Origin of the sequence: Rhodococcus sp. NPDC058532, from assembly GCF_042719255.1 — a bacterium.
Classification (GTDB): Bacteria; Actinomycetota; Actinomycetes; order Mycobacteriales; family Mycobacteriaceae; genus Rhodococcus_G.
Genome location: NZ_JBHXNU010000012.1, coordinates 75194 through 93721 on the forward strand (window position 1 = coordinate 75194; position 18528 = coordinate 93721).

At 69.7% G+C, this 18528-nt stretch carries 17 protein-coding genes; 1 reads left to right on the forward strand and 16 read right to left on the reverse strand.

Annotated features, from left to right (window positions below):
- Window positions 1-17 precede the first annotated feature (17 nt).
- From ACFWQG_RS15435 to ACFWQG_RS15505, 15 genes are all read right to left on the reverse strand, one after another.
- The gene (locus ACFWQG_RS15435) at window positions 18-1622 is read right to left on the reverse strand and encodes an NADH-quinone oxidoreductase subunit M (protein WP_378508499.1); all 1605 of its coding nucleotides are present in this window, start codon (window positions 1620-1622) and stop codon (window positions 18-20) included.
- Between the two features lie 2 nt (window positions 1623-1624).
- Window positions 1625-3502: an NADH-quinone oxidoreductase subunit L gene (gene nuoL / locus ACFWQG_RS15440; protein WP_378508500.1), complete on the reverse strand. Its 1878-nt coding sequence runs from the start codon at window positions 3500-3502 to the stop codon at window positions 1625-1627.
- On the reverse strand, window positions 3502-3801 hold the full coding sequence (gene nuoK, locus ACFWQG_RS15445; protein ID WP_378508501.1) for an NADH-quinone oxidoreductase subunit NuoK: 300 nt from the start codon (window positions 3799-3801) through the stop codon (window positions 3502-3504). Before nuoK ends, nuoL begins: the two co-directional genes overlap by 1 nt.
- Entirely contained in the window at window positions 3798-4583 is a 786-nt protein-coding gene (locus tag ACFWQG_RS15450; protein WP_378508502.1) for an NADH-quinone oxidoreductase subunit J, read from the reverse strand. The genes nuoK and ACFWQG_RS15450 overlap by 4 nt, the downstream gene beginning before the upstream one ends.
- Complete coding sequence (nuoI, locus tag ACFWQG_RS15455; protein WP_378508503.1) at window positions 4580-5149, reverse strand: NADH-quinone oxidoreductase subunit NuoI; 570 nt, start codon at window positions 5147-5149, stop codon at window positions 4580-4582. The genes ACFWQG_RS15450 and nuoI overlap by 4 nt, the downstream gene beginning before the upstream one ends.
- Entirely contained in the window at window positions 5146-6429 is a 1284-nt protein-coding gene (nuoH, locus tag ACFWQG_RS15460; RefSeq protein ID WP_378508504.1) for an NADH-quinone oxidoreductase subunit NuoH, read from the reverse strand. Before nuoH ends, nuoI begins: the two co-directional genes overlap by 4 nt.
- Window positions 6426-8852 carry an NADH-quinone oxidoreductase subunit G gene (locus tag ACFWQG_RS15465; RefSeq protein ID WP_378508505.1) on the reverse strand — a complete coding sequence of 809 codons (2427 nt, stop codon included), beginning with the start codon at window positions 8850-8852 and terminating at the stop codon, window positions 6426-6428. Before ACFWQG_RS15465 ends, nuoH begins: the two co-directional genes overlap by 4 nt.
- Complete coding sequence (gene nuoF, locus ACFWQG_RS15470; RefSeq protein WP_378508506.1) at window positions 8849-10159, reverse strand: NADH-quinone oxidoreductase subunit NuoF; 1311 nt, start codon at window positions 10157-10159, stop codon at window positions 8849-8851. Before nuoF ends, ACFWQG_RS15465 begins: the two co-directional genes overlap by 4 nt.
- Complete coding sequence (gene nuoE, locus ACFWQG_RS15475) at window positions 10156-10863, reverse strand: NADH-quinone oxidoreductase subunit NuoE (RefSeq protein WP_378508507.1); 708 nt, start codon at window positions 10861-10863, stop codon at window positions 10156-10158. Before nuoE ends, nuoF begins: the two co-directional genes overlap by 4 nt.
- Window positions 10860-12170, reverse strand: a complete 1311-nt coding sequence (nuoD, locus tag ACFWQG_RS15480; protein ID WP_378508508.1) for an NADH dehydrogenase (quinone) subunit D — start codon at window positions 12168-12170, stop codon at window positions 10860-10862. The genes nuoE and nuoD overlap by 4 nt, the downstream gene beginning before the upstream one ends.
- Window positions 12170-12928, reverse strand: a complete 759-nt coding sequence (locus ACFWQG_RS15485) for an NADH-quinone oxidoreductase subunit C (RefSeq protein ID WP_378508509.1) — start codon at window positions 12926-12928, stop codon at window positions 12170-12172. Before ACFWQG_RS15485 ends, nuoD begins: the two co-directional genes overlap by 1 nt.
- Window positions 12925-13479, reverse strand: coding sequence for a NuoB/complex I 20 kDa subunit family protein (locus ACFWQG_RS15490; protein ID WP_378508510.1), 555 nt, complete (start codon window positions 13477-13479; stop codon window positions 12925-12927). The genes ACFWQG_RS15485 and ACFWQG_RS15490 overlap by 4 nt, the downstream gene beginning before the upstream one ends.
- Before the next feature lie 80 nt (window positions 13480-13559).
- The gene (locus tag ACFWQG_RS15495; RefSeq protein WP_378508511.1) at window positions 13560-13946 is read right to left on the reverse strand and encodes an NADH-quinone oxidoreductase subunit A; all 387 of its coding nucleotides are present in this window, start codon (window positions 13944-13946) and stop codon (window positions 13560-13562) included.
- 317 nt (window positions 13947-14263) lie between these two features.
- Window positions 14264-14653 carry a hypothetical protein gene (locus ACFWQG_RS15500; RefSeq protein WP_378508512.1) on the reverse strand — a complete coding sequence of 130 codons (390 nt, stop codon included), beginning with the start codon at window positions 14651-14653 and terminating at the stop codon, window positions 14264-14266.
- Between the two features lie 60 nt (window positions 14654-14713).
- Window positions 14714-16336, reverse strand: coding sequence for a long-chain fatty acid--CoA ligase (locus ACFWQG_RS15505; RefSeq protein ID WP_378508513.1), 1623 nt, complete (start codon window positions 16334-16336; stop codon window positions 14714-14716).
- A 119-nt stretch (window positions 16337-16455) separates the two neighbouring features.
- On the opposite strand from ACFWQG_RS15505, the gene ACFWQG_RS15510 reads away from it, so the two are divergent.
- Window positions 16456-17910: an alanine/glycine:cation symporter family protein gene (locus ACFWQG_RS15510; RefSeq protein ID WP_378508514.1), complete on the forward strand. Its 1455-nt coding sequence runs from the start codon at window positions 16456-16458 to the stop codon at window positions 17908-17910.
- 26 nt (window positions 17911-17936) lie between these two features.
- Here ACFWQG_RS15510 and ACFWQG_RS15515 read toward each other — a convergent pair whose 3' ends face one another.
- On the reverse strand, window positions 17937-18485 hold the full coding sequence (locus ACFWQG_RS15515) for an RNA polymerase sigma factor (protein WP_378508515.1): 549 nt from the start codon (window positions 18483-18485) through the stop codon (window positions 17937-17939).
- Window positions 18486-18528: the final 43 nt, after the last annotated feature.

Here is an 18528-nt window from a genome sequence, read left to right on the forward strand (position 1 = left end):
CGGTGCGGCACTCGGGTTCACCGCGGTCCCCCTCCCTGTTCGGCCTCCGTCACCGGGACGGTCGGTGCGGGATCCTCCTGGTGCACGGCGGTCAGGGTGTCGGCGACCGCGGGTGTGATTGCGTCCAGTGCGGGACGCGGATAGAAGCCGAGCACCAGCAGCAGCACGACGAGCGGTGCCACCACGGCGATTTCGCGCGGAACCAGGTCCCGCACCCGGTCGTGGTCGGCACCTGCCTGCCCGGTCATCACCCGCTGGTACAGCCACAGGATGTAGACCGCGGAGAGCACCAGCGCACTGGTCGCGACGACCGCGACCGCCGGATAGCGGGTGAATGTGCCGACCAGCACCAGAAATTCACTGATGAACGGCGCCAGACCGGGGAGCGACAGGGTGGCGAGACCCGCGACGAGGAAGGTCCCGGCCAGGATCGGGGCACTGGACTGCACGCCGCCGTAGTCGCCGATGGCCCGGGACCCGCGGCGCGCGATCAGGAAGCCGGCGATCAGCATCAGCGCCGCGGTGGAGAGCCCGTGGTTGACCATGTACAGGGCCGCCCCGCCCTGGGACTGGCTGGTCAGCGCGAATACCCCCAGCACGATGAACCCGAAGTGTGAGATCGAGGTGTAGGCGATCAGGCGCATGATGTCGGCCTGCCCGATCGCGACCAGCGCGCCGTACACGATGCCGATCACCGCGAGCGTCACGATCACCGGCGCGAAGGTGCGGGTGCTCTCGGGGAACAGTTGCACGCAGTACCGCAGCATGCCGAACGTCCCGACCTTGTCGACCACCGCCATCATCAGCACGGCGGTGGACGGGGTGGAATGCACGGCGGCGTCGGGCAGCCAGGTGTGCAGCGGCCACAGTGGGGCCTTCACCGCGAAGGCGAAGAGGAACCCGAGGAACAGCGCGTTGGCGACGGGCGCGTCGATCGTCAGGGTGCCCGCCGACACCGCGTCCGCGATCGCGCGGAAGTCGAAGGTGCCGGAGGCGAACGGACTCGACCCGCCGGCGGTGACCGCGTACAGACCGATCACCGCGGCCAGCATGATCAGGCCACCGAACAGGTTGTACAGCAGGAACTTCACCGCAGCCCGCGGTCCCCGCGCGTCACCGAAGCCGCCGATCAGGAAGTACATCGGGATCAGCATCGCCTCGAAGAAGATGTAGAACAGCAGGATGTCGAGGGACAGGAACGACATCAGCACCATCGACTCTACGATCAGGACCAGCCCGACGTGGGTGTGCACGGGGCGCCTGCTGCGGGCGACCGCCTCCGCGTTGCCGCTGCCCCCGGTGCCGTCCCGCCACCCCGCGAGCAGGAGCACCGGCACCAGCACGGCCGTCAACAACACCAGGACCAACGCGATCCCATCGACACCAAGTTCGTAGCGGGTGCCGAACGACGGTATCCACGCGTGGGATTCGACGAACTGGAACCGGTCACCGCCGGGATCGAACCGGACCGCGACGACCACCGCCACCGCCAACACCACGAGTGCCGCACCGAGCGCGACCCACCTCACCGCGTCCCGCCTGCGGGACGGCAGGCACCCGACGAGCGCGGCGCCGACGAGCGGCGTCAGCCACAGTGCGCTCAACCACGCGAACCCGTCCACGATCACCTCACCAACGCCAGCATCGCGACCGCCGCGGCCGCGCCGAGGAACATGTAGGCCGCATAGGTCCGCACGAATCCGTTCTGCAGCTTGCGGACTCGCGTCGATGCTCCCGCGACGCCGCCCGCGACCCCGGCAACGACCCCGTCGACCCCCCGGTCGTCCACGACCGACAACGCCCGGGTGAGGGCAGCACCGGGCCGCATGAACACCGCCTCGTTGACGGCGTCGCCGTACAGGTCGCGGCGCGTGGCGACCGTCACGGCCGACACTTCCGCCGGAGCCTCGACCGGGATCCGGGCCCCCGCATACTGGCGGACCCCGATCGCGATCCCGACCAGCACCACCGCGAGGGTGGTGAGGGTGATCGTCCAGGCCGGGACCGGGAGGTCGGCATGGTGTTCCCCGACGACGGGCGCGAGCCACCCCTGCAACGCTCCCCCGGTGGCAAGGAGGAAGCCGGAGCACACCGACCCGATCGCGATCAGCAGCATCGGCCCGGTCATCACCGCAGGCGACTCGTGCGGGTGCGCGTCGCTGCGCCATCGGCGTGTCCCGAAGAAGGTCATCAGCATCACCCGCGTCATGTAGAACGCGGTGATCCCGGCGCCGAGCAGCGCGGCACCGCCGAGCAGCAGCCCCGGCACACCGCCCGCACCGAACGCGACCTCGATGATCTTGTCCTTTGAGAAGAACCCGGCGAACGGCGGAATCCCGATGATCGCGAGGTAGCCGAACCCGAAGGTGGCGAACGTGATCGGCATGACGATGCGCAGCCCGCCGTAGCGGCGCATGTCGACCTCGTCGTTCATCGCGTGCATCACCGACCCGGCACCGAGGAAGAGGCCGGCCTTGAAGAAGCCGTGGGTGAGCAGGTGCATGATCGCGAACGCGTATCCGGCGGGCCCGAGCCCGGCGGCGAGGACCATGTACCCGATCTGGCTCATCGTCGACGCGGCGAGCGCCTTCTTGATGTCGTCCTTCGCGCAGCCGATGATCGCGCCGAACAGTAGGGTGACCGCACCGACGATCACCACGCCCGCGCGGGCGGCGGGTGCCGCATCGAAGATCGCGCCGGACCGGGTGATCAGGTAGACGCCGGCGGTCACCATCGTCGCGGCGTGGATCAACGCGGACACCGGGGTCGGGCCCTCCATCGCGTCCCCGAGCCACGACTGCAGCGGCACCTGCGCGGACTTGCCGCACGCGGCGAGCAGCAGCATCAGTCCGAGCGCCGTGACGGTGCCCTGGCCCGCGTCGTCGACACCGCCGAACACGCCGGAGTAGGAGAGGGTGCCGAACGTCGCGAACATGATCATCAACGCGACCGCCAGCCCGATGTCGCCGACCCGGTTCACCACGAACGCCTTCTTCGCCGCCGCGGCGGCGCTCGGCCGGTGCTGCCAGAAGCCGATCAGCAGGTACGACGCGAGACCGACGCCCTCCCAGCCCAGGTACAGGCCGAGATAGTTGTCGGCGAGCACCAGCAGCAGCATCGCGGCGAGGAACAGATTCAGGTATCCGAAGAACCGCCGCCGTCCCGGGTCGGCAGCCATGTACCCGACCGAGTAGACGTGGATCAGCGACCCGACACCGGTGATCAGCAGCGCGAAGCACACCGACAGCTCGTCGAGTTGGAGCCCGAAATCGACCCGCAGCCCCGCGACCGGAACCCAGCGCAGCAGGGTTTCGTGCAGAGCGCGGTCCGCGCTGTCGCGGCCGAGCATCCCGGCGAACAGTGCGAGCGCCACCACGAACGACGCGATCGCGGTGGCACACCCGAGCAGGTGCCCCCACCGGTCGCCGCGCCTGCCCACGAGCAGCAGCGCGGCGGCACCTGCCGCGGGCAGGGCAACGAGGAGCCAGATTCCGGCCGTCATCAGAACTTGAGGAGATTCGCGACGTCGACCGAGGCCGACCGGCGGGTGCGGAAGATGGCCATGATGATCGCCAGCCCGACGACCACCTCGGCGGCGGCGACGACCATCGTGAAGAACGCGAACACGTGCCCGTCGAGGTTGCCGTGCATGCGGGCGAACGTCACGAATGCGAGATTCGTCGCGTTAAGCATCAGTTCGATGCACATGAACACCACGATCGCGTTGCGGCGCAGCAACACTCCGGCGCCGCCGATGGTGAACAGCAGCGCCGACAGGTACAGGTAGTTCTCCGGGTTCACCGCTCCCCCTCCTTCTTGCTCCGCCGGGGTGTGAGGATGCCGCTGACGGACCCGGGTGCCGGGGAACCGTCCGGGAGCAGGGCCGCCATGTCGACCGCGTTGTGCCTGGCGTAGACGCCGGGGCTCGGGAGCGGGGTGACCTGGCCGCCGTCCCGGAACCGCTGCTCCGCCAGCGCCCTCTGGTCCGGCTTGGGGTCGATCCGTTCCCGGTGGGCGAGCACCATCGCGCCGATCGTCGCCACGATCAGCAGGCCACCGGTCAGCTCGAAGGCCCACACATACCGCAGGAAGATCAGCTCCGCCAGCGCGGGCACGTTGCCGAGCGTGCCGTCCGGACCGGGAGCGACGTTCGCGTCGGGCAGCCCGGCGAAGGTGGACACCGTCACGCTGCCGATTCCGCCGATCAGCAGAACGCCGAAGCCGATGCCCGCGACGGCGGCGGCAACCCGCTGTCCGCGAAGGGTTTCCACCAGCGAGTCGGACGAGTCGACACCGATCAGCATCAGGACGAACAGGAACAGCATCATCACCGCGCCGGTGTAGACGACGATCTGGACGACCCCGAGGAACAGCGCCTCCTGCGCAATGTAGAAGAACGCGAGGATGATCATCGTCATCGCAAGGAAGATCGCCGAGTACACCGCCTTCGGAGCACACACCACGCCGAGCGCACCAATCACGCAGAGCGCACCGAGGATCCAGAACTGCACGGCCTCCCCGTCCGAGGTCCGCGTCAGCGGTTCTGCGAGCACGGCGGCCGCCAGCGCACCGCCCGCCGTCACGAGTCCGCCCCCTCGCCCGTGAGTCCTTCCGGTCCCGGTGTGGGCCGAAAGGACTCACGGGGGGTGATGGTGCCGCGGTAGTAGTCCTCGTCGGTGCTGCCCGGCGCCATCGGATGGGGAGGGGCGGTCATTCCGGGTTGCAGCGGCGCGAGCAGCCGGTCCTTGCCGAAGATCAGGTCGGCGCGGTTGTCGTCGACGAGTTCTTCGTACGCGTCGGTCATCGTCAGGGCCCGGGTCGGGCAGGCCTCGACGCAGAGCCCACATCCGATGCACCGGAGGTAGTTGATCTGGTACACCCTGCCGTACCGCTCGCCGGGGGCGAATCGTTCGTCCTCGGTGTTGTCGGCGCCCTCCACGTAGATCGCGTCGGCCGGGCAGGCCCAGGCGCACAGTTCGCAGCCGATGCACTTCTCCAACCCGTCCGGGTGCCGGTTCAGCTGGTGCCGTCCGTGGTAGCCGGGGGCGGTCGGCGGCTTCTGTTCGGGGTAGAACTCGGTGTTGGGTTTCTTGAACATCGTCCCGAAGGTGACGCCGAAACCGGCGAGGGCGTCGAGGAATCCGGTCATCGTGGACCTCCAACGGCATGATCGTGGCCGGGCAGGGTCTGGCCGGGCAGCGGCGGCACCGGGAAGCCACCCGCCATCGGGTCGAACGGCGGCTCCGGTTGTTGTTGTGGCGCCGCGGCACCCCCTCGGCGGTGCCGCAGCGCCCGCGCGATCACCGCGATCAACGCAACGCCGACGATCCCGCCTGCGAGCACGATCGAGGTGGTGGCGACGTCGTGGCCCGCGAGCCGCAGGGCCCGCGCCGCAGCCACCAGCATCACCCACAGCAGCGACGCCGGGATCAGTACCTTCCAGCCGAGGTTCATGAACTGGTCGTAGCGCAGCCGCGGCAGGGTGGCGCGCAGCCAGATGAAGACGAACAGGAAGCCCCAGACCTTCGCGGTGAACCACAGCACCGGCCACCAGCCGGAATTCGCGCCGTCCCAGATGCTGATCGGCCACGGCGCGTGCCAGCCGCCGAGGAACAGCGTCGTCGCGAGCGCCGACACGGTGACCATGTTGATGTACTCGGCGAGCATGAACATCGCGAACCGCAGCGACGAATACTCGGTGTGAAAGCCGCCGACCAGTTCCCCCTCCGCCTCCGGCAGGTCGAACGGTGCGCGGTTGGTTTCCCCGACCATCGACGTCACGTAGATCAGGAACGAGGGCAGCAGCAGGAAGACATACCAGGTTCCGACCTGGGACGCGACGATGCCGGAGGTGCTCATGGTGCCCGCGTCGAGGAAGACCGCCGCGAACGACAGGCCCATCGCCACCTCGTAGGAGATCACCTGGGCGGTCGACCGTAGGCCGCCGAGCAGCGGATACGTCGACCCGGACGCCCAGCCGGCGAGGACGATTCCGTAGACCCCGACCGACGTGACCGCCAGCACGTAGAGGACCGCGACCTGCAGGTCAGTCAGTTGCAGCGGGGTGCGGTGCCCGAACACCGACACCTCCGGGCCGAACGGGATCACCGCGAACGCCATGATCGCGGGGACGATCGCGATGATCGGGGCCAGCAGGTAGACCGGCTTGTCCACCCCGGCGGGGACGATGCCCTCCTTGAGGGCGAGCTTGATGCCGTCCGCGAGGGACTGCAGGGTGCCGCGGGGGCCGACCCGGTTCGGTCCGACCCGCATCTGCATCCACGCCATCACCTTGCGCTCGGCGAGGAGGGCGACCAGCGGCGTCAGGATCAGAAAGACGAAGATCGCCAACGCCTTCCCGACCACCAGCCACCACGGGTCGCGGCCGAATGCGGACAGGTCGCTGCCCGCGGCGAGGAGCGGCGTCATCGCGCCTCCCCACCGTGCACTCGGGCCGGTCGGATCCGGACCACGGCGCCCACGGACACACCGAGGTCGCGGTGGACGGCGCTGCCCGGCGAATACATCGGCAGCCACACCACCCGCTCGGGCATATCGGTGACCGCGACGGGCAGGGTGACGGTGCCACGGTCGGTGCTGACGGTGAGCGGGTCACCGTCGCGGCAGCCGATCTCGGTTGCGGTGTCCGCGGAGATCCGCGCCACCGGGGCGTGTGCGGTGCCAGCGAGGTGCGGTTCGCCGTCCTGCAGCCGACCGGAGTCGAGGAGTTGCCGCCAGCCGCACAGGACCGCCTGCCCCGGTCCCGGCAGGCGCGGCGGCACCCCGGCCGCCGCCGGGGCCGCCACCGGCGCCCCATCCCATCGGCCGATCGCGCGGAGTTCGGCGCGTGCGGTTGCGACGTCGGGCAGCCCGATCGGCCGCCCCAGGCTCGCCGAGAGCGCGTGCAGTACCCGATGATCCGGGATGGCGGTCCCCCCGATGAGGGCCGCGGGGAAGGGGCGGTCCCTGCCCTCCCAGTCGACGAAGCTGCCGTCCTTCTCGGCGACGGGGGCCACCGGGAACACGACGTCGGCGAGGTCGGTGACGTCGCTGCGTCGGAGTTCGAGCGAGACCACGAACGCCGCGGCCGCGATCGCGTCCCGTGCGGCAGCCGGGTCGGGGAGGTCGTCGACCTCGAGTCCACCGACCACCAGCGCGCCAAGCGCGCCGGATCGGGCGGCGTCCAGGATCGCCGCGGTGTCCCGGCCCAGCGTCTCCGGCAGATCGTCGACGCTCCAGCGGGCCGCGACCCGGCGCCGGGCCGTCTGGTCGGCGACCGGGTGCGCGCCGGGCAGCAGCGTCGGGAAGGCACCGGCCTCGAGCGCACCCCGCTCCCCCGCGCGGCGGGGGATCCAGGCCAGCCGCGCCCCGCTGCGGTCGGCCAGTTCCACTGCCGCGGTGAGCGTTCCCGGTGAGTCGGCGGCGCGTTCGCCGACCAGGAGCACCGTCCCCGGCGCGGTGAGCAGGTCGCCGTCCCCGAGCGTGCGCAGCACCTCCGCCTCGCCGCCCGGCCCGGACTGCACCAGGCGACCGGACAGCTTCGTCAGCCCGCGACTCCGGTACGGGGCGACCGCGTGCACCGCGGTCCCCGACCGGCGCACCGCCTTCCGCAGGCGGAGGAACACGATCGGGGATTCCTCCTCGGGTTCGAACGCGACGAGCAGCACGACCGGGGCGTGGTCGAGATCCGCGTAGGTGACGCCCAGCCCTCGCCCCGCGACCCTGGCGCCGAGGAAGGCCGCCTCCTCTGCGGAGTGGGGCCGAGCCCGGAAGTCGATGTCATTGGTGCCGATGGCGATTCGCGCGAACTTCGCGTAGGCATAGCCGTCCTCGATGGTGAGACGACCACCGGGCAGCACCCCAACCCCCGCCGCCTCCCGCAGGCCGCGGGCCGCGACCGCGAGCGCCTGCGACCAGGAGGCGGGTGCGAGGCGACCGTCCGCACCGCGGACCAGCGGGGTGGTCAGCCGGTCGTCGGAGGTCGCATAGCCGAACGCCCACCGACCCTTGTCGCAGTTCCATTCCTCGTTGACCTCGGGATCGTCGCCCGCGAGGCGACGCAGGACCGTGCCGCGCCGGTGGTCGGTGCGCTGCGCGCACCCGGACGCGCAGTGCTCGCAGACGCTGGGCGTGGACACCAGGTCGAACGGGCGGGCACGGAACCGGTACGCGGCTCCGGTCAGGGCACCGACGGGACAGATCTGCACGGTATTGCCGGAGAAGTAGGACTCGAACGGCTCTCCCGCACCGATCCCGACCTGCTGCTGGGCACCCCGTTCGAGGAGGTCGATGAACGGGTCGCCCGCGATCTGCTGGGAGAAGCGGGTGCATCGGGCGCACAGCACACACCGCTCGCGGTCCAGCAGGACCTCGGTGGACAGCGGGATCGGCTTCGGGAAGGTGCGTTTGGTGCCGTCGAAGCGGGTTTCACTGCGGCCGTTGGACATCGCCTGGTTCTGCAGCGGGCACTCGCCGCCCTTGTCGCACACCGGGCAGTCCAGTGGATGGTTGATCAGCAGCATCTCCATCACACCGCGCTGCGCCCGGTCCGCCGCGGGCGAGGTGAGCTGGGTGCGCACGATCATTCCGTCGGTGGCGGCGATCGTGCAGGACGCCATCGGCTTCGGTTGCCGCACCGGTGGCGCCCCGGGCTCGCGCCCCGGCAGTTCCACCTCGACGAGGCATTGCCTGCACGCCCCGACCGGCTCGAGCAGCGGATGGTCGCAGAACCGCGGGATCTGGATGCCGACCAGTTCCGCCGCCCGGATCACCAGGGTGCCGTTCGGGACCCGGACCTCGACCCCGTCGATCGTCAGCGTCACCGGGTCGGCGGGGTGCTCGTCGGCGGTCATCGCGTCCCCCCCGTGGTCAGTTCGGACAGCGCCGGATCGAACGGACACCCACCGTGCTCGAAGTGCGCCAGGTACTCCTCGCGGAAGTACGTCAACGAGGACGTGATCGGACTCGCGGCGGCATCCCCCAACGCGCAGAACGACTTTCCAGCGACACCATCGGCAATGTCGAGAAGGGTCTCCAGGTCCGCCGCGGTGCCGTTGCCCGCCTCCATCCGTTCCATCACCTGCACCAACCAGTAGGTGCCCTCACGGCAGGGGGTGCACTTGCCGCAGGATTCGTGTGCGTAGAACCGGGTCCAGCGCAGCACCGCCCGCACCACGCAGGTCGTCTCGTCGAAGATCTGCAGCGCCTTGGTGCCGAGCATCGACCCGGCGCCGACGACACCCTCGTAGTCCAGGGGCACGTCGAGGTGCGCGTCGGTGAAGAGCGGTGTGGACGACCCTCCCGGGGTCCAGAACTTGAGCCGGTGCCCGGCCCGCACCCCGCCTGCACAGTCGAGCAGTTCGCGCAGCGTCACCCCGAGGGGCGCCTCGTACTGTCCCGGCCGGGTCACGTGCCCGGACAGCGAGTACAGCGTAAATCCCGGCGACTTCTCGCCGCCCATCGACCGGAACCAGTCCGGTCCGTGCAGCAGGATCGGCGGCACGCTCGCAATGGATTCGACGTTGTTGACGACGGTGGGGCTGGCGTACAGGCCCGCGACCGCGGGGAACGGTGGCCGCAGCCGGGGCTGGCCGCGCCGGCCCTCGAGGGAGTCGAGCAGCGCGGTCTCCTCGCCGCAGATGTAGGCGCCTGCCCCGGCGTGCACGACGATGTCGATGTCGACCCCGCTGCCGAGGATGTCGCGTCCGAGATACCCGGCCGTGTACGCCTGCGTGACCGCGGTCTGCAGGCGGCGCAGCACCGGCAGCACCTCGCCGCGGACGTAGATGAATGCCTGCCCGGCGCGGATCGCATACGCCGCGATGATCGCCCCTTCGATCAGGGCGTGCGGGGTGGCGAGCATCAGCGGCATGTCCTTGCAGGTGCCCGGCTCGGACTCATCGGCGTTGATCACCAGGTAGTGCGGGGCGGCATCGGCTCCGTCCCGATCCTGCGGGATGAACGACCATTTCACCCCGGTCGGGAAGCCCGCCCCGCCGCGTCCGCGTAGGCCCGCCGCCTTGACCGCGTCGATCACCGCATCGGGGTCCATCCCCAGCGCGGTCCGCAGTGCCCGGTAGCCGTCGTGGCGCAGGTACGTCTCGAGCGTCCACGATCGGGGCTCGTCCCAGTAGCGGCTCAGGACCGGGGTCAGGGTCATGACGGCTCCGCCCCCTCCGCGCCCGGCCCGGGTGCGGGATCCGGTGCCCGCATGCCCCGTTCGTTCGCAACCCGCAGCCCGGCAAGGGTGGCGTCCCCGGCCGCGCCGGCATCCACCGCGTCCGGACGGGGGTCGGGGAACCCAGCGAGGATCCGCTCGGTCTCCCGGAACGTGCACGGTGGTGCGCCGCGGACCGGGATCGCCGTGCCCCCCGCGCGCAGGGTGTCCACCAACTCGACGGCCGTCTCGGGCGTCTGGTTGTCGAAGAACTCCCAGTTCACCATCACCACCGGCGCGTAGTCACACGCCGCGTTGCACTCGAGGTGTTCGAGGGTGACGGTGCCGTCGGCGGCGGTGTGTCCCGGGTCGAGCCCGAGATGAGTGCGGAGCCGGTCGAGAATCGCGTCGCCACCCATCACCGCGCACAGTGTGTTCGTGCACACCCCGACCAGGTAGTCCCCGGTGGGGCTGCGTCGGTACATCGAGTAAAAGGTGGCCACCGCCGACACCTCCGCGGCCGTGAGATCCACTTGGGCGGCGCAGAATTCGATCCCGGCTGCGGTGACGTGGCCGTCCTCCGACTGGACCAGGTGCAGCAGCGGCAGCAGCGCCGACCGCGCCTGCGGGTATCGGCCGACGATCTCCTTGGCGTCCACCTCGAGCCGAACCCGGACCTCCGCCGGGTACCCGTGCGCCGCGGTCACCGGTCCACCCCGCCCATGACGGGATCGATGCTGGCCACCGAGGCGATCACGTCCGCCACCATGCCGCCCTCGCACATCACCGACACCGCCTGCAAGTTGGTGAACGACGGGTCGCGGTAGTGCACCCGGTACGGTCTGCTGCCGCCGTCACTGACCATGTGCACCCCCAGCTCGCCGCGGGGCGACTCGACGGCCACGTACACCTGCCCGGCAGGCACCCGGAAGCCCTCGGTGACCAGCTTGAAGTGGTGGATCAGCGCCTCCATCGAGGTGCCCATGATGTGTTCGATGTGTTCGGCCGAATTGCCAAGCCCGTCCGGCCCGAGCGCGAGGTCCGCCGGCCAGGCGATCTTCCTGTCGTCGAGCATGACCGGGCCGGGCCGCAGCCGGTCCAGGCACTGCCGGGCGATCTTCACCGATTCCCGCATCTCCCGGATCCGAATCAGATATCGGCCGTAGCAGTCGCTGCCGCTGTCGGTGACGACGTCGAAGTCGTAGGTCTCGTAGCCACAGTACGGTTCGGCGCGCCGCAGGTCGTGCGGCAGGCCGGTGGCGCGCAGGATCGGTCCGGTGATGCCGAGCGCCATGCACCCGGTCAGATCGAGGTAGCCGACGCCCTTGGTCCGAGCCTTCCAGATCGGGTTCTCATTGAGCATCAACTCCATGTCCCGCAACCGGTTCGGGAGAATGGTGAGCAGCTCCCGCGCCGCGGCGATGGCGCCGTCGGACGCGTCCTGCGCAAGGCCGCCGGGGCGGATGTAGGCGTGGTTCATCCGCAACCCGGTGAACTTCTCGAACACGTCCAGGATCAGCTCCCGTTCCCGGAATCCGAACAGCATCGCGGTGACCGCACCGAGCTCCATGCCGCCGGTCGCCAGGGCGACCAGGTGCGAGGCGATCCGGTTCAGCTCCATCAGCAGCACCCGGATCACGGTGGCGCGCTCGGGAATCAGGTCCGTGACGCCGAGCAGCTTCTCGACGGCCAGGCAGTACGCGGTCTCGTTGAAGAACGGGGACAGGTAATCCATCCGGGTCACGAAGGTGACCCCCTGAATCCAGCTGCGGTACTCCAGGTTCTTCTCGATGCCGGTGTGCAGATAGCCGATCCCGCACCTCGCCTCGGTGACCGTCTCCCCCTCGATCTCGAGGATCAGCCGCAGCACCCCATGCGTCGACGGATGTTGCGGGCCCATGTTGACGACGATCCGTTCGTCACCGGATTGCGCTGCCGCACCGACGATCTCATCCCAATCCTGCCCGCCTGCACTGTAGACGGTGCCGATCGGGTCGCCGCTAACGCCGCTCATCAGCTGTACCCCCTCCGCTGATCGGGTGGCGGGATCCGCGCCCCCTTGTACTCGACCGGGACACCGCCGAGCGGGTAATCCTTCCGCTGCGGATGGCCCTGCCAGTCGTCCGGCATCTGGATCCGGGTCAGCGCCGGATGCCCGTCGAACACGATGCCGAAGAAGTCGTACGCCTCCCGCTCGTGCCAGTCGTTGGTCGGGTAGACGGCGTACAGCGACGGCACGTGGGGGTCCGCGTCCGGCACCGCCACCTCCAGCCGAAGCCTGCGCCCCCAGGTGATCGACTGCAGCGGATACACGGCGTGCAGTTCCCGGCCGGAGTCCTGCGGGTAGTGCACACCGTTCACACCGAGGCACATCTCGAAACGCAGTGCGGGAGTGTCCCGTAACGCGCGTGCCACCGCTGGCAGGTGTCTGGCCCGGACGTGGAAGGTGAGTTCGTCGCGGAACACGACGACCTTCTCGATCGCCTCCCCCGGCGGCACCCCGGCCTCGGTCAGCGCCATGTCGAGTCCGTCGGCGACGGTGTCGAACCAGCCCCCGAACGGGCGGGTGGTGCCGGGAGGAAGGGTCACCGGTCGCTGCAGGCGCCCGTATCCGGAGGTGTCGCCGGTGCCGCGGACACCGAACATCCCCTGCCGGACGTCGATCACATCGGGCCTGGTGGATTCGTCGGCGGGCGGGCTCCCCTCCGGCCCTGCCGTCGCCTCCGCGTCGACCCGGCCCTCGGCCCGATCTTCCGGCGAGTCCGCCGTCACCGCAGCAGCCCCCTCATCTCGATGGTCGGGGTGGCCGCGAGGGCGGCCGCCTCGGCGGCCTGCACCGCCGCTTCCCGATTCACCCCGAGCGGCATCTGCGCGATCTTCTCGTGCAGCGCGATGATCGCGTTGAGCAGCATCTCGGGGCGGGGCGGGCAGCCGGGCAGGTAGATGTCGACCGGGACCAGATGATCGACGCCCTGCACGATCGCGTAGTTGTTGAACATTCCGCCGGACGAGGCGCAGACCCCCATCGCCAGTACCCATTTCGGCTCGACCATCTGGTCGTACACCTGCCGCAGCACTGGCCCCATCTTCTGGCTGACCCGGCCGGCGACGATCATCAGGTCGGCCTGCCGGGGGGAGGCGCGGAAGGCCTCCATGCCGAATCGGGCGAGGTCATAGCGACCGGAACTGGTGGCCATCATCTCGATCGCACAGCACGCGAGACCGAAGGTCGCTGGCCATAGGGATCCCTTGCGTGCGTAGCCAGCGATCGACTCGACCGTCGTCAACAGGAACCCACCGGGCAGTTTTTCCTCGAGCCCCATCCGTGTCGCCTCGACTTCCTACTCGATCCGGACCTGGTGTGTCGCACCGGCATCCGTCCCGGGTGGTCGGAGATGTCCGGTCAGTCCCAGGTCAGTCCGCCGCGCCGCCACTCGTAGGCGTAGGCGACGGAGACGTTGACGACGAACAGGGCCATCGCGCTGAACCCGAACACGCCGAGCGCATCGAAGTGCACCGCCCACGGGTAGAGGAAGACGATCTCGATGTCGAAGATGATGAACAGCATCGCGGTCAGGTAGTACTTCACCGGGATCCGCTGCCCGGTCGCACCGCCGATCCCGCTGCCGTGCCGGTCCGGTTGCGCCGTCGGCTCGATACCGCATTCGTACGCTTGCAGTTTCGCCCGGTTCAGGCGCCGCGGCCCGACGATCGACGCCACCAGAACCGAGAACAGTGCGAACACGATCGCGATCGCGCCGAGCACCAGGATCGGAATGTAGACGTTCACGGCCTCCTGGCTCCTCTCCCCGCTGGAGTGTCCGCCGGATCATGCCGGCGCGGGCGGCACCCGGACGCCGACCGGCAGTGTGCCGATCCCGTTGCCCGTCCTGCTCGACCCGCCTCATGACCTGCTCCCTGGTCCGATGCATGCACTTCCCGCGAGCTGTCCCGCGGCCGCGACCGCACGGCACACCGCACGTTCCACAGCCACTCGGAGCGGACCGTCGGGTGCGTGACCCGGCCATGTCCTCTCCCTGGAGCCGAACATACCCCCGCCCGCGCACCGGTGTGAGCCACGACACTCCGATGCTGGTCGACGGTCCCTCAGCGGCCGCGGAGCAGCGCGACGACCTCGTCGGTCAGGCGAATCGGGTCGATTGGGTGCGGGACGCTCGCCTCGGCACGCGACCATCGTGCGAGCCACGCATCGTCGGCGCGGCCGGTCAGGACGACGATCGGGGGGCAGTGCGCTATCTCGTCCCTGAGCTGCTTGGCGAGGCCCATCCCACCGGCCGGGGTTGCCTCACCGTCGAGGATCGCGATCGCGATGTCCCCGGCGTCGAGTCGGCGCACCACGACCGGTGCGGTCGCGACCTCGATGCACTCGACCTCCGGCAGGTCCGGATGCGGTCGGGTGCCGAGCGCGCTGACGACCTGTGCCCGCGTGTTCGCGTCGTCGCTGTAGACGAGGACCTGCAGGCGATTGCCACTCATCCGCGGGATGCTACCGGCGGAGCGGGCCACGCCGGGTCAGGCGCGGCCCGCTCCGGTCGATCAGACCCGGGTGACCTCCAGGCCACCGTCGCGGAACTGCGAGCGCAGCCGCTTCTTGTCGAACTTGCCGACGCTGGTCTTGGGCACCTCGCCGAGGACGGTCCAGTTCTCCGGCAGCTGCCACTTGGCAACCTTCTCCGAAAGGTACTGGCGCAGACCGTCGATGGTGGTGGCGCTGCCCTCACGGAGCACCACCGCGACGAGGGGACGCTCGTCCCACTTCTCGTCGGGGATGCCGATGACGGCGGCCTCGAGGACATCCGGGTGACCCATCACGGCGTTCTCCAGGTCCACCGAGGAGATCCACTCGCCACCGGACTTGATGATGTCCTTGGTGCGGTCGGTGAGGGTGAGGTAGCCGTCCGGGGTGATCGTGCCGACATCGCCGGTGCGGAGCCAGCCGTCGTCGAACTTGTCCGCGGCGTCGACACCGTAATAGGACCCGGTGATCCACGGGCCGCGGACCTCCACCTCACCGATGGACGCGCCGTCGTGCGGCACCGGCGCGCCCGCATCGTCGACCAGGCGGGCCCGCACCGACGCCGGGAAGCGGCCCTGGGAGTAGCGGTAGCGCCACCGCTCGTCGCCCGCGGCATCGGCGGGCGGACGGGCCACCGATCCGAGCGGGGAGGTCTCGGTCATGCCCCAGGCGTGCAGCACCTGGACGTCGTGGTCGTCCGCGAACGCGTGCATCAGCGACGGCGGCACCGCGGAGCCGCCGATCAGCACCTCGCGCATGCACGAGATGTCCTGCGGGTGCGCCTCCAGATGCTGGTGCAGGCCCAACCAGATGGTCGGGACCGCCGCCGCGAAAGTGGGACGTTCCGCCGCGATCAGTTCGGCGAGCGGGGCAGGCTGCAGGAATCGGTCCGGCATGATCAGCGACGCCCCGATCATGAAGGCCGCGTACGGCAGGCCCCACGACATCGCGTGGAACTGCGGCACCACCGCCAGCGCGCGGTCCCCCTGCTGCAGCCCCGGGCCGTCCGTCATGCACACCTGCATCGAATGCAGGTAGATCGAACGGTGGGAATAGACAACACCTTTCGGGTCACCGGTGGTGCCGGAGGTATAGCACATTGCGGCCGCAGCCCGTTCGTCGAGCTCCGGCCAATCGAAGTCCGTCGGCCTGCCGTCGATCAGCGTCTCGTATGCGTGCAGCTGCACCCCGTCGGGCACCTCCAGTCCGGCGGTGGAGTCGCCGGTGACGATCACGTGCCGGACCGTGCGCAGCTGCGGCAACTGCGGGGCAAGCAGCGGAATCAGCGTCGGATCGACGATGATCACGTGATCCTCGGCATGGTTCGCGACATGCACCAGCTGCTCCGGGAAGAGCCGGATGTTGAGGGTGTGCAGCACCGCGCCCATCGACGGCACGGCCAGGTACGCCTCGAGATGCTCGGCGTTGTTCCACATGAACGTCGCGACCCGATGGTCCCCGGTGACGCCGAGATCGCGCAGGGCGTGCGCCAGGGCAGCACAGCGCCGACCCACCTCGGCGTAGCTGCGGCGCCGAGCCCCGGCGTCGGTCCACGTTACGACCTCCGCACCGCCGTGCACCGTGGCACCGTGGCGCAGCAGCTGCGCGATCGACAGGGGGGCGTCTTGCATCGTGCTCAACATGGGTCACTCCTTGCTCGGGTCGTGAGCGACCATTGTGACCCATCGCACATTTGCTAGGGCGGCGACCGGCCGGTCACCGGATACCCGGTCGGCGGGGGCTCCTGCCCTACTGTCGTCGAGTGGACTTCATCCAGCAGCGCTTCATCGACCCGGTCAGCGACGTTCTCTACACCTATGTGCTGATCTACCTGCTGATCGGGGCCGGGCTGTACTTCACCGTCCGCACCCGCGGTGTCCAGTTCCGCAAGTTCGGGGCCATGGTCCGCCAGCTCGGCGCGTCCCGGTCCGGGGCGGGCGGCGGGATCTCCTCGTTCCAGGCGTTCTGTGTCGGGGTGGCCTCGCGGGTCGGCACCGGCAACATCGCGGGTGTCGCGATCGCGCTGACCCTCGGCGGCCCCGGCGCCATCTTCTGGATGTGGTGCGTCGCCCTGTTCGGCATGGCCACCGCCGCCGTCGAGGCGACCCTGGCGCAGCTGTTCAAGGTCCGCGGCCCGGACGGCGCCTTCCGCGGCGGACCCGCCTACTACATTCAGCGCGGGCTCGGCTCACGCGCAGGCGGGCTGCTGTTCGCGGTCCTGCTGGTGCTCACCTTCGGGTTCGCGTTCAACATGGTCCAGGCCAACACGATCGCGGACGTGCTCGCGCAGGCGCACACCGTCGACCAGAAGTGGACGGCGCTGGTGCTGATGCTGCTCGCCGCACCGGTGCTGTTCGGCGGGATCCGCAGGGTCGCGAAGGTCGCCGAACTGGTGCTGCCGGTCATGGCCGGGGCCTATGCCCTGCTCGCACTGGTCATCATCGTCATCAACATCGGCCGGGTCCCCGAGGTGTTCGGCTGGATCATCGGCGGGGCCTTCGGGATCGGCGAGGCGGCGGCAGGCATCACCGGCGGCATCGCCGCGGCCATGCTCAACGGCGTCAAGCGCGGGCTGTTCTCCAACGAGGCGGGCATGGGCAGCGCCCCGAACGCCGCCGCGACCGCGACCGTCTCGCACCCGGTCAAGCAGGGTTTCGTCCAGGCCCTCGGCGTGTTTGTCGACACGATGATCGTGTGCACCGCGACCGCGATGATCATCATGATGGCCGGTCCCGAGGTGTACCAACCCGGCGTCACCGGATCCGGGATGGGCGCATCGCTGACGCAGCAGGCGGTGCAGCACGAGCTGGGCTCCTGGTCGACCTGGCTGATGACCGTGCTGATCTTCGTGTTCGCGTTCTCCTCGGTGATCGGCAACTACTCGTACGCCGAGGTGAACATGACCTACCTCGGGGCGGGCCCGCGCACCCTGCAGGTGTTCCGGGTGCTCGTCCTCGCCGGTGTCGGTCTGGGGTCGGTGATGGCGCTCGCCGCGGTGTGGGCGCTCGCCGACGTGGCGATGGCACTGATGGCGATCGTCAACCTGGTCGCGATCGTGCTGCTCGGTAAGTGGGCGTTCGGCGCGTTCCGGGACTACGACCGGCAGGTGAGCGCCGGGCTCGACCCGGTGTTCACCGACCGGGACAATCCCGACCTGCCCGGCGAGCTCCCCGACTCGGTGTGGCACACCCCGGGAGCGGTCGTCAGCGAGCGGTGACGGCGCGTCCGCGCGCGGCCCGACGCTCAGCTGCCGCGCGTGGACTCGCCGAGGATCTGCGCGAGTTGCCTTCTCGCCCGGTTCAATCGGGACTTCACGGTCTGCACGCCGACGCCCTGATGCTCGGCAATGTCGGCGTAGGTGAGATCGCCGAACTCGCGGAGGATCAGCGCCGTTCGAAAGTCCTCCGGCAGCCGGGCCAGCGCACTCCGGAGCTCGTCACGGGTGGCGATCGACTCGTCGAAGCCGGGGCCGTCGTCGGTCAACGTGACGGACACGTCCGCATCGGTGAAGTCCGTGAGGTCGGTGTCCGGTTTCCGGCTCCGCACCACCATCAGCGCGTTGTTGACCGCGATCCGGTGCAGCCAGGTCCCGAACCGTGCCTCGCCGCGGAACCGGTCGAGATGCTGCCACGCCGCGATCAGGGTGTTCTGCAGTGCGTCCTCGGCGTCGTGACGGTTACCGGTGGTCGACAGGCACACCGCCCAGACGTGGGTGCGGTGGCGCTCGACGAGCTGCGCGAACGCCGCCTGATCGCCACCACGCGCCTGCACGAGCAGCGTCACGTCGTCCATTCAGCGTCCCCCCGCGTCTCGCGTATCCGGATGATCGTAGCGA